At 33.9% G+C, this 12,575-nt stretch carries 8 protein-coding genes; 7 read left to right on the forward strand and 1 reads right to left on the reverse strand.

Translation table 11 applies throughout. The features are described 5' to 3' along the window. Positions 1–54 precede the first annotated feature (54 nt). From secA to L3J07_00950, 6 genes are all read left to right on the forward strand, one after another. Positions 55–2,853 (forward strand): preprotein translocase subunit SecA, encoded by a 2,799-nt coding sequence (gene secA, locus L3J07_00925; GenBank protein ID MCF6276389.1) that lies wholly within the window; start codon positions 55–57, stop codon positions 2,851–2,853. A gap of 266 nt (positions 2,854–3,119) precedes the next feature. Beyond that, entirely contained in the window at positions 3,120–3,749 is a 630-nt protein-coding gene (locus L3J07_00930) for a hypothetical protein (protein MCF6276390.1), read from the forward strand. Positions 3,750–4,099: 350 nt separating this feature from the next. Continuing rightward, positions 4,100–6,145 (forward strand): protein translocase subunit SecD, encoded by a 2,046-nt coding sequence (secD, locus tag L3J07_00935; GenBank protein ID MCF6276391.1) that lies wholly within the window; start codon positions 4,100–4,102, stop codon positions 6,143–6,145. Positions 6,146–6,149: 4 nt separating this feature from the next. Continuing rightward, the gene (gene secF / locus L3J07_00940) at positions 6,150–7,061 is read left to right on the forward strand and encodes a protein translocase subunit SecF (protein ID MCF6276392.1); all 912 of its coding nucleotides are present in this window, start codon (positions 6,150–6,152) and stop codon (positions 7,059–7,061) included. Positions 7,062–7,565: 504 nt separating this feature from the next. After that, entirely contained in the window at positions 7,566–7,715 is a 150-nt protein-coding gene (locus L3J07_00945; protein ID MCF6276393.1) for a hypothetical protein, read from the forward strand. Positions 7,716–7,717: 2 nt separating this feature from the next. Continuing rightward, positions 7,718–9,118, forward strand: a complete 1,401-nt coding sequence (locus L3J07_00950; protein MCF6276394.1) for a hypothetical protein — start codon at positions 7,718–7,720, stop codon at positions 9,116–9,118. A 60-nt stretch (positions 9,119–9,178) separates the two neighbouring features. Here L3J07_00950 and L3J07_00955 read toward each other — a convergent pair whose 3' ends face one another. Then, positions 9,179–10,624, reverse strand: coding sequence for a cation:proton antiporter (locus L3J07_00955; protein MCF6276395.1), 1,446 nt, complete (start codon positions 10,622–10,624; stop codon positions 9,179–9,181). Between the two features lie 117 nt (positions 10,625–10,741). Between L3J07_00955 and dnaG the strand changes: the two genes are divergently transcribed. Then, positions 10,742–12,559 carry a DNA primase gene (gene dnaG / locus L3J07_00960; GenBank protein MCF6276396.1) on the forward strand — a complete coding sequence of 606 codons (1,818 nt, stop codon included), beginning with the start codon at positions 10,742–10,744 and terminating at the stop codon, positions 12,557–12,559. The last annotated feature ends 16 nt before the right edge of the window (positions 12,560–12,575 follow it).

Here is a 12,575-nt window from a genome sequence, read left to right on the forward strand (position 1 = left end):
TATGTTTATGCTACAATCTCCTAGTATAAGCAAGGCTTATTTAATAAAATTTTTATGAGAAAGTTATTATCAAAATTGCTAGGAGATCAGAATAAAAAATATATAAAAGAGATTCAACCACTCGTGGATAAGGCAAATTCACTTGAAGATGAATACGAAAAATTGTCAGAAACTGATCTTAAAAGTAAAACAAAGGAGTTTAAAGCTAGATTGGAAAAAGGTGAAACTTTGGATGATATTTTGCCAGAAGCTTTTGCTGTTGTGCGTGAAGTTTCAAAGCGTACTACCAAAATGCGTCATTATGATGTTCAGCTTATTGGTGGAATTTCTTTGCATCAAGGAAAAATTGCCGAGATGCGTACTGGTGAGGGAAAAACTTTGGTTGCAACTTTGCCAATATATTTGAATGCATTGGCAGGAAAGGGTGCTCATGTTGTGACAGTAAACGATTATTTGGCAAAGCGTGATGCGGTTTGGATGGCGCAAGTTTATGATTATTTGGGAATGACTGTTGGAATTGTGCAAAATCAGCGCGTTAGTTTTATTTATGATTCAAATGGTAGACCAGAAGGAAGTGATGAAGATGGTGAAAGAGACGAAGCAGGTAGTTTTAAAGTAGAAGACGAATTCCTGCGTCCGTGTTCCAGAAAAGAAGCATACAGATGTGATATAACTTATGGAACAAACAATGAATATGGTTTTGATTATTTGCGCGACAATATGGCGCAAAGCCTAGACGAAATGGTAATGCGTCCGGGAAACGAAATGCATTATTGCGTTATCGATGAGGTAGATTCAATTTTAATCGATGAGGCTAGAACTCCGCTTATTATTTCTGCTCCTGCACAAGAAGCTGCACAACAATATTATCAGTTTGCAAATATAGCAAAAAGATTTAAAAAAGAAGAAGACTACGAAATAGACGAAAAATTGAATAGCGCTGTTTTGACAGCAGAAGGAATCAAAAAAGTTGAAGGTTGGCTGGGTGTGGATAACTTGTATGTTGAAGCTGGAATGAGAAAAATTCATCATTTGGAACAGGCTTTAAAAGCAGAAGTTTTGTTTATAAAAGACAAACAATATGTGGTTGAAGCTGACGGGAGTATTGTGATTATTGATGAGTTTACAGGTAGAAAAATGCCAGGTCGCAGATATTCAGAAGGGTTGCATCAAGCAATTGAGGCAAAAGAGGGTTCTGCTATTCAGCGCGAAAGCCAGACTTTGGCGACTATTACATTTCAAAATCTATTTAGAATGTACAAAAAACTTTCTGGAATGACAGGTACTGCAAAAACAGAAGAAGAGGAATTTATAAAAATTTATTCGTTGGATGTAATTGTAATTCCAACGAATAGACCAGATCAAAGAAAAGACCATGTTGATGGAATTTATAAAACAGAAAAAGGTAAAAATATTTCGGTTTTGAGAAAAATTAAAGAATGCCAAGAAAGAGGTCAGCCAATTTTGGTTGGTACTATTTCTGTAGAAAAAAATGAAGAATTGAGTAGGTATTTGGATGAAAATGGAGTAAAACATGAAGTGTTGAATGCGAAAAACCATGAACGCGAGGGTGAAATAGTAGCGCAAGCTGGTAGAGTTGGTGCTGTGACGCTTGCTACAAACATGGCTGGTCGTGGAGTAGACATCAAGCTGGGTGGCGCGCCGTATGATAAAAATGAAGAGCAAAAGGTAAAAGATTTAGGTGGTTTGTTTGTACTGGGTACAGAGCGTCATGAATCTCGTAGAATAGACAACCAGCTTCGTGGTCGTTCTGCTCGTCAAGGTGATCCAGGAGAAACTCAATTTTATGTTTCAACTGGAGACGACTTAATGCGTATTTTTGCAGGGGACAGGCTGAAAACTGTTTTGGACAAAATGAAAGTCCCAGAAGATATGCCAATTGAGACTAAAATCATTACAAAAATGTTGGAAGGTGCACAGAAAAAAGTGGAATCCCATCATTTTGATATTAGAAAACATGTTTTGCAGTATGATGATGTACTAAGTCGCCACAGAGGTGTAATATATGAAAAAAGAAGAGCAATTTTGGATTTGGAAAAAGGATTGGATGTTGTTGTTAATCCTAGTGAAAAATTGAGCACAAGCGACGATGTCTTTACTTCTTTTAGAGACTTAATTTTGTCTGATGTAGAGCAAGAAATTGAATATATAGTTTCTAAAAATACAAATGTGGAAGATATGGATAAGTGGGATTTGCAAGGTATTTATAAAATAATGCATACTATTTTTTCTTTTACAAATAGTGAACGAGAAGAACTTCTTCATATGGGAAAAAGTGGGGATTCAAAACTGGAAGATGTAGAAGCAAGAGACAAAATAGTAAAATTCCTGATGAATAAGGCCGAGACAGAATACAATTCTTTGAAAGATAAATTTACAGAATATTCTGGAGAAAAAGAAAAGGGTGAAAAAATGATGAAGCAGGTTGAAAAAGGAATACTTCTGCGTGCAATAGACACTCTTTGGGTAGAGCATTTGGTAAGTATGAGTTATTTGCGTGGAAGCATAGGTTTGCAAGGTTATGGACAAAGAGATCCACTTGTGGAATACAAAAAAGAATCTTATTTTATGTTCAATCAACTTTTGGCAGATATTCAAAAAGAAGTTGTTTATGCTTTTTTCAAAGTAAGTATAGGGTTGAAAGTTGCGCCAACTGTAATGGCAAATGATAAAATTATATTGCAAGGCGCAAAAAAGAATAGTGGAGATACAGGAAAAAGAAGAATAAGACAAAAAGGAAAGGAACGAGATGAAAGCGGAAAAAAAGTTGGAAGAAATGATCCTTGTACTTGTGGAAGTGGAAAAAAGTATAAAAAATGTCACGGAGAGTAGGAAAAGTAGATTAGCGATTAAGTAAGAAGATAAAAAGCCTCGCTTGTGGTATTTTAAAATAATAAAAAAGTCTTATTACAGGTTTTTTTGTTTAATAAAAATATATAAATATTTTTGGAAACTATAGAAATAGATGGAAAAAAGGAAAAAAGTTTTAAATTTCTTGGTTAATTAGCTTGCAAGAATTAAGAAAAGAATGTAGTATAATAAATTGGCAGAATAGTTCTTTACAATTTTACAAACTCAATCCAAGGAAGGGAGGGGAAGTGAAAACCTATGCTAAATGTCAATCTTGCCAAAAAGAGTATTCAGCCAATGAATTGCAGTGTTATGGAGATAGGAATCTTTTAGTTTGCGAGAAATGCTTAAAAGATCCTTTAGCACATAACTTTTTGGAAGCAAGCAAAAAAGAAAGAATGGCGGAGGAAAAACGCTTGGCTGACATAAGAAGAGCTCATACAGACAAGTTTATAAATAAAGCTATTCAAAACGGTGGTGTTGTAAAGAAGAGGGGTAAAAAGAGTAAAAGACAAAAGAAAAAGTCAAAAACACTCAAAGCAAAAAATAACAATCCTGAAGATAGTGATTACAACGACGATCAACTTATGAGACTTTTCAGTTGTCCTGCAATTCGAGAATCGATTGAATATTTTTTAGGGCAAAGACAGCATAGAATAGATAGAGTTTTTGCTATTCTTGATAATGTTGGGACTATGCATATTAGTGGTAATTTTTTAGGACAAAATTATCTAAAATTAGAAAATAAACCTTCTGGAGTTTTGAATATTCCTTTTGTGATATATCATATTATTACCACATTAGACAGTTCGGATGCTAGAGAAGTTTTTGGTTCAAAAAGATATAATGAATTGTGTAATCAATTTGAGATTAGATAGTTTGTAAAATTCAAAGAGGTGATTTATTTCACCTCTTTTTTTGTTTATTTTGTTGTAAATTTGCATTTTATATGAATTTCTGATAAAAAAGATGTTAGATTGTTTTAAAAACAATCTTTTATTAACAATTTTATATTGACTTGCTACGAGGGGTGGTATATAATAGGAACCGCTAATAAATATTGTGCCGTTGCGAGAGTTTTAAATTTTGAGCGAGACGAAAAGAAAAAATCTTTGAACTATAATAATAGTGGAAATATTTTTTCTTAAAGTCGCAGTCAAAATTTAGAATTTTCGGTAGGTGATATATTTATGAGTGGTTTCGACTCACATAATTGATAATCTTATTTATGAGTTCAATAAAGAAGAAGTTGCGTGCAAAGACAAGGTGGGGAGTGATAGGAATTTTTGTGTTACTTTTGGCGACAGTTATTTTTGACGCGCCAAACTTGTTCAACGGTTGGGTAGAAAGTATAAATAATAAAACAGGAATTGGAATCCCAATGGTTTTGGACAAGGAGTTTGCTTTAGGGTTAGACCTTCAAGGTGGAGCCCATCTTGTATATCAAGCTGATGTTAGTCAGATAGATGTGGAAGATCGTGGCGATGCAGTAGAAGGTGTGAGAGATGTAATTGAAAGGCGTGTAAACGCAATTGGTGTGGGAGAGCCAAATGTACAAACAACAAAAGTTGGAGAAGATTATCGTGTAATTGTAGAATTACCAGGTGTCACAGATATACAAGAAGCAAAAGATAAAATTGGCGAGACTCCAATTTTGGAATTTAAAAAAGAAAACATAATTCCTCCGCGTGAACTAACAGAAGAGGAGAGAATAGAAATGGACGAGTTTAATAAAATAGCTCGTAAAAAAGCAGAAGGATATTTAACAGAAATTAAAAACGGTACAGACTTTGAAGAGTTTGCGGAGCAAAATTCAGAAGATGAACTAAGCAGAAATAATGGTGGATATTTAGGGTTTATTTCTAGTGTTGGTCCTTATGCAGATTTGTACAGTTGGGCTAGCTCTGTAAGCGATGGTTCTGTATCTCAAGAATTACTAGAAACAAATCAAGGTTTTGCAATTGCAAAAAGAGGTGGGTCTACAGATGGGGATATGGAGGTTCGTGCAAGTCATATTTTGATTTGTTATCTAGGTGCTTCTAGGTGTGAGGGTGCGAATTATACAAAAACAGAAGCGTTGGCAAAAGCACAGAAAATTTTTGAGCAGGCAAATGCTGATAATTTTGCAGATTTAGCAATCCAATGGTCCACAGATCCAGGTTCAAAGGAAAATGGTGGAGATCTTGGGTTTTTTCCAAAAGAGGCAATGGTAGGCGATTTTGGAGAAGCTTCGTTTAATGCGAGTGTTGGAGAAATAGTGGGTCCAGTAGAAACTCAATACGGTTTTCATATAATTTATAAAACAGATGAAAAAATAAACCAAAACATAGAAGCTTGGTATTTGGTAGTCAGCACAAAATCAGAATTAGATATTTTACCACCACAAGATCCGTGGATGAATACAGGACTTTCTGGAAAACAATTGGAAAGAGCCGAGGTTGTAAGTAATCCAAACACTGGGGCTGTTCAAGTTTCACTTCAGTTTGATTCTGAAGGAACAGAATTATTTAAAAATATAACTACTGAAAATGTTGGAAAGCCGATTGCGATTTATTTGGACGGTGAGCCGATAAGTATCCCAAGAGTAAATGAGCCTATCACAGACGGTAGTGCTGTAATTAGTGGAAGTTTCAACATTACAGAAGCAGGACTACTTTCACAAAGATTAAACGCTGGTGCACTTCCTGTTCCTGTTGAGATAATATCTCAACAAACAGTTGGTGCGACACTAGGTATAGAATCTATGCAAAAAAGTTTGAAAGCTGCAGCGATTGCAATAGTACTGGTTATGATATTTATGATTGTGTACTATCGTATTCCTGGGTTAATTTCTGTTATTTCTTTATCACTTTATATATCACTTACACTTGCTTTGTTCAAGCTTATCGGTGTTACACTTACTTTGGCTGGAATTGCAGGTTTTGTACTTTCAATTGGAATGGCTGTGGATGCAAATGTTCTTATATTTGAGAGGTTAAAAGAAGAGTTGAAATTGGGAAAGAGTTTGAAAACTGCCACAGAAGAAGGGTTTATTCGCGCTTGGAGCTCTATTCGAGATGGAAACATATCAACACTTATTACTTGTGCGCTACTTATTATGCTTGGTACAAGTTTTGTAAAAGGTTTTGCTATTACACTTGGAATTGGTATATTTGTAAGTTTGTTCACAGCAATTACTGTCACAAGAGTTTTATTGAGATATATAGCTCCTTGGTTCAAAGAAAAAGGGAATATGTTATTTTTAGGATATAGACCAAATAAAGATGCAAAATAAATATATGAAAAAGAACTTTAAAATTGTAGATTATAGAAAGGTTAGTTTTACTTTTTCAGCTGTTATTGTTGGAATAAGTATAATTTTGCTTGCAGTGTTTGGTCTAAAACCAGGAATAGACTTTGCTGGCGGATCACTTATGGAGTTTGAGTTTGCGACAGAGCGACCAAACAACTCAGAGATAATGGAAGTTCTGGAAGGTTATGAAAGTGTAGCTGTTCAATCTGTGGATGAAAAAGGTGTTCTGATAAAAATGAAATTTATTGGTGAGGAAGAACACAAAGATATATTGGAAAAAGTTAGGGCAAGTTTTGAAACAGAAGAAAATAGAGTTTTGGAACAGCGTTTTGAAACTATTGGACCAACTATCAGTACACAGCTTAGAGAAAGGTCTGTTTATATTATTCTGACAGTTATAATCGCTATAGTTTTGTATGTGGCCTACGCCTTTAGAAGAGTTTCAAGACCGATCCAATCTTGGAAGTATGGTGTTTCTGCTATTATTGCATTGGTTCACGATGTTATTATTACTTTGGGTATATTTGCAATTTTAGGTAGGTATTTTGGAGTAGAAATAAATGTGGCGTTTGTGGTGGCATTAATGACAATTTTAGGTTATTCTGTAAACGACTCTATTGTTGTATTCGATCGTGTTCGTGAAAATCTTATTAAAAAAGGAAGTGACAGATTTGTGGAATCTATCAATCAAGGTGTGCAAGATACAATCCCGCGCTCAATAAATACTTCTGCTACAACACTTTTAGTGTTAACAGCATTATTCTTGTTTGGTGGAGAGTCAATCCATTACTTCTCACTTGCACTTATAATTGGAATTTTGACTGGAACATATTCTTCAATATTCTTAGCAGCACCGCTTTTGGCGACTTGGCAAGATTTGGCAAAACGAAAAAAGTAAAAAATATATAAATTCAAAAATCTCGCAATTAAGCGAGATTTTTATTTGTATTATTTCTTTATGGCATCTTGAGCAAAACTAAGTGGAGTCGAAAGATCCCTGTGCAATATCACAAAAACATAAATAATTAAAATAAAATATTAGTTCCTTTTTCTGTCATTTTGAATCAAAGCGGGGCTTGCCTGCCAGCAAGAATCCCTTAAACATTGATTTAAAAACATTCTTTTTTAACCATAACATCAAAATGTTCTCACTTTACCTTTTGACACCAAGATGTAACCAAAAGTGCCGAACGGTTGATAATTTACGGCTTAATTTTTTATAAAGATTTATTTAACTCACCACAGTTCGCTAAATTCGTTATTTTCTGTATTCTCAGAAAACCATAAATCTTTATAAAAAATTAGTCCAAAAATTTCAAATGTTCGGGAGGTTAGGGGGAAAAATAAGATATCGTATATATTATTTCTATGATATAATAAATTCATCATTATAATATAAAATATGATCAGACATTTTATTGCTTTTATTGGAGCTTTAGTAGCTCTGCTAATTTATTGGGTTGGTTATGTTTCTGGTGCCAACGGCTGGTTTTGGACAGCTATTGGAATTCTGATAGTATATACAGCTGTGTATAACTTGGTTGATGCTTAATTATGACAAGTTTAGATTCATTTATAAAATTATTGATAGATTTTTTTTCGAGTCCTGTTGATGTTGTAATATTCAAATTATTTATTACATTTGGTTGGGCTATTTTTGTGTGGCTTCTTTTGTTTGTTGCTATTTATTTTTATGTAGAATACAGACAGGGAAAATATATGAAAGATTGGAAGTGGGTTTTGCTTGCAATAGATATTCCAGCAAACAATGAACAGAGTCCAAAAGCAGTAGAACAACTTTTTGCTCATTTGGCAGGTGCACTAAATAAGCCAGATATTGCAGAAAAATATCGCGGTGGTTTTGTTCAGCGTTGGTTTAGTTTTGAGATTATTAGTATAGATGGTTATATTCAATTTTTGGTTCGCACAGAGGAGTCATTGCGAGATTTGGTAGAAGCTGCAATGTATGCTCAATATCCAGAAGCAGATATTACAGAAGTGGAAGATTATACAATAAATACACCAAAAAGTTTTCCAGATGAAGAATATGACATTTGGGCGGCAGATTTTGGTCTTGCTGAAAACAACGCTTACCCACTTCGTACTTACAGAGATTTTGAGCATTCTGTAGCAAGAACAGAAACTACTGCACTTCGTGATCCAATGAGTGCTTTTTTGGAGAGTTTTAGTAGGATTGGTCAAGGTGAGCAAATGTGGTTTCAGATTCTAATTTCACCAATTTCAAATAATTGGAAAGAAAAAGCGATCAAAAAAATAAAAGAGATGATTGGTGAAAATTCTTCGTCAAAATCAATTGGAGACATGATGACAGATGCACCGTTAAAACTTTTGCAAGGTATTGGAGATCAATTTTTCACTACAGAATCAACTCCAACAAGACCAGAGCCTTTGAACAAGCTTTCTATGATGACTCCAGGACAAGTGAAACTTGTAGAAGCAATGGAAAATAAAATTAGTAAGATTGGTTTTAGGACAAAAATGAGAGGGGTGTATTTGGCTCGCAAAGAAGTTTTTAGACCAAACAGAGGAGTCAGTGCATTAATGGGTGCTATTAATCAGTTCAATGTTCCAAGTGCAAACTCTTTAGTTCCAAAGAGTGGAGTAGGGGCATCATACTTTTTTACTAAAAATCGTTCAAACACAAAAAAGATAAATTTATTGAACTCTTACAAAAAAAGAAAGATTTCAAATGGTTCAGATCCTTTTGTTTTGAACATAGAAGAACTTGCAACTATTTGGCATTTTCCTATTTCCACAGTTAAAACTCCGCTTCTACAAAAATCAGAAGGCAAGAAATCAGAACCGCCAATTTCACTCCCAATGGAAAGGGTGTTTGGTGAAACTGTATTAGAAGAAAAAATACCAGAAAATAAAAACTCATTCAAAACAGATGCCGGAGATTTTGGCTACGGCTCAGAAGAAAACTTTGGATAGGAAATAAATTTTAAATAAAAAAACCTGCTTTTTACAACAGGTTTTTTTGTTTATTTTTCTCTAAGCTCTAGCAAGTGTTTCTTTTTTATCCATCTTTTTCAACAAGTGAGTCAAAATAGGTGGAGTGAGAAGTGTGGTCAAAATAACCATAATTACGATTATAGAGAATACTTCGTCAGAAACAACTCCTAGAGTTTTTCCAATTGTTGCAAAGATAAGCCCAACTTCACCACGAGGCACCATTCCAAAACCAATCAAAGCTTTGTTTACACCTTTTCCAGCGGCGTAACCAGCGATGATTTTTCCGAAAAATGCTACAACTGTTAAAGTCAGAGCAACTGCCAAAACCTTGATATCAAACATCGTCTCAATTTTTACAGTCATGCCTGTCACAACAAAGAAAATAGGTATTAAGAAGTGCCCAATTGGATTTATAAGCTCGTCTATATGATGATCTGAATATTTATTTATGGCGCGCGTCACCTTTGCCTTTAGAGCTGGCTCCGCATCTTGTACAGCTTCTTTTACATGGCTTACAACCTCTGGATCTTTGAAAAATCTAAAGTGAACAGAATCTAAAATTAATCCTGCTGCAAAAGCACCAACAATAGGAGCAAGTCCAATAATAGAAGCAAGATAAGCAAATATAAGACCAAATGAAATTATAATTGTAAATTTCATTCCAACACCAGAGTGAATTTTTGAAAACAATTTTCCAATATGTTTTGCAAGTAATTGACCTAAAACAATTGAACCAACAAGGAACATAATTGCTTTTGCAGTGATTAAAGTAATAGTTCCTAAACTCACTGCTCCAGCCGTCACAAGTGCAGAAATAACTGCCAAAATAATAAGTCCTAAAACATCGTCAATTACAGCAGCGCCAAGTACAATCTGTGCTTCTTTCATTTGTAGTTTTCCTAAATCTTGGAAAACTCTAGCTGTAATTCCTACAGAGGTTGCTGTAAGTGCAGCTCCTAAAAATAAGTAAGCATTTGGATCTAAACCAGGCATAAGCCAAGGCCCCACAATATAAGCTCCAAGTATAAAAGGTAGAACAACACCAACAATTGCAACCATTAATGCTTTGGTCCCAACTTTTTTCATTTCGCTTATTTTTGATTCCAATCCTATTTGGAATAGTAAAATTACAACTCCTAATTCTGCCAAAAATGTAATAATAGAATCGTGTTTTATTGGCTCAAACCAGTGAATTCCAAGTAGTGCAATATTTCCCAAAATAACACCCATTACCAATTCTCCCAAAACAGACGGTTGTCCAAATTTCTCAATTAAGCTAGATATTTTTGCAAATATCAATATCACAGCAATCCACAAAAAAGTAGATGCAAGTGCTCCGTGACCTTCTACAGCGCCTTCACCAGCTTTTGCAATAAAAGGTGCGACAGCGTATACAAAAAGTGAAAAAAATAAGGCTTTTTTTACAAACCTTTTAGATTTTGAGGGATTAAATTTCCCGCGAAGTGTCTTGAGTATGGAATTCATACTATTTTTTTAGAGTTAAAAATAATGTTATAATTTTAATCTTTTTTTATTAAATTGTCAATTATTTTTTTAGCTTGATATTTTTGTGGATTCAAGTATATTATAAGTATATAAATTATGGCAGATACAAATACACAATTGATAAAAGACAAAATAGATGTGGGTGATTTGGTAGGTGAATATGTAAAGCTAAAACCTGCAGGAACAAACTTGAAAGGTTTGTGTCCTTTTCATTCCGAAAAAACAGGGTCTTTTATGGTGAGCCGAGAAAAGCAGATTTGGCATTGTTTTGGTTGTAGTAAAGGAGGGGACATTTTTACTTTTATTCAAGAAATAGAAGGAATGGATTTTGTGGAAGCTTTGCGACTTTTGGCGAACAGGGCTGGGGTGGAGATGGAAACTTACAAAAGCGAAATAGATAAAAGTCAAAAAAATAGATTGTTCGAAATAAATATTCAGGCACTTAGATTTTTTTATAATTTTCTAGAAAAAATGCCAACGGCTAAGCCTGCGAGAGATTATTTGAAAAATAGAGGATTGATACAGGAAACAATAGACGAGTGGAGAATTGGTTTTGCACCAGATCAGTGGAGTTTGCTGACAAATTATCTGCTCAAAAAAGGATTTTCAATAGACGATTTGGTGTTTTCCGGTTTGACTATAAAAAAAGATGGGGCAAATTCTATGAGTGGGCGAGGTTTTTATGATAGATTTCGAGGAAGAATTATGTTTCCAATTTGGGATATAAACAATAATGTAGTTGGTTTTACGGGTCGTGTATTAGTAGAAACAGAAAAGAGTGGGGGAAAATATGTAAATACTCCGCAAAGTCCTGTTTATGATAAATCTGCTGTGGTTTTTGGATTGAATAAAGCAAAGCAAATAATAAGAAAACAAAAAAAAGTTTTGGTGGTAGAAGGGCAAATGGATGTGATAGCTTGTTGGCAGGCAGATATGAGATATGTTGTGGCAAGTAGTGGTACGGCGCTCACTGAAAGGCAAATTAAACTTTTGAAAAGATATGCGCCAGAAATGATAATGAGTTTTGATGCTGATAATGCTGGACAAATTGCAGCAAAAAGAGGTGTGGATATTGCAAGAACTCAAGAAATGAGTGTAAAAGTTGTAATGCTCCAAGAAGAGTTTGGTAAAGATCCAGACGAAGCTATAAAAAAAGATAAAGAAAAATGGTTTGAATTGGTGGATGGTGCAAAAGATGTAATGGATTGGAATTTTGAGAGAATTTTCAAAGGAAAAGATGTAAATAATCCAAAAGATAAACAAAAAATAGCAGAGGATTTGCTTTTGGAAATCTCATTTATTCCAAAAGAGATTGAAAAAGATCATTGGATGCAAAAACTTTCTTCGGAGTTGGGTGTGGATATTTCAGTTTTACGAGATGAGGCGAAGAGGTTATTTTCTTTGCAGAAAAAAAGATTTAGAAAGGTGGAGGATAAACAAAAAGAAGAGGAAGAAACTGAAATAAAAAAAAATAGACTAGATTTGCTTATTGAAGAGGTTTTACTTTTACTTTTTAAGTTTCCAAAAACAGCAGAATTAGTATTTAAAAATTTAGAAGAAAAGTATTTCTCTGGTTCCGAGTATAAAAAACTTTACGAATTGCTGAAAAAAGAGTATACTAAGTCTTGTGATTTTGATTTTACAAAAATACAAGATTATTTTGTTTTCAAAGATGCAGAAATTTTAACTAAAATTTTAATTTTAGAAGGAAAAGGAAGCAAAGAAATTTATAATTTTAACAAAGACAAAGCAGAGGTAGACATTATATTTGCAATAAAAGAAATAAAAGAAGATTGGAAAAAGGAACAACTTCAAAAACTGCAAATATTACTAGATAGAGCACAGAATAAGGGGGATAATCAAAAAACCTCAGAACTTTTGTTAGAATTAAATAAAATGTTAAAAAAGAATTAATTTTAAATTTAAAGTA

This window comes from Candidatus Magasanikbacteria bacterium (assembly GCA_021648085.1).
GTDB lineage: Bacteria > Patescibacteriota > Patescibacteriia > Magasanikbacterales > UBA922 > JAKITS01.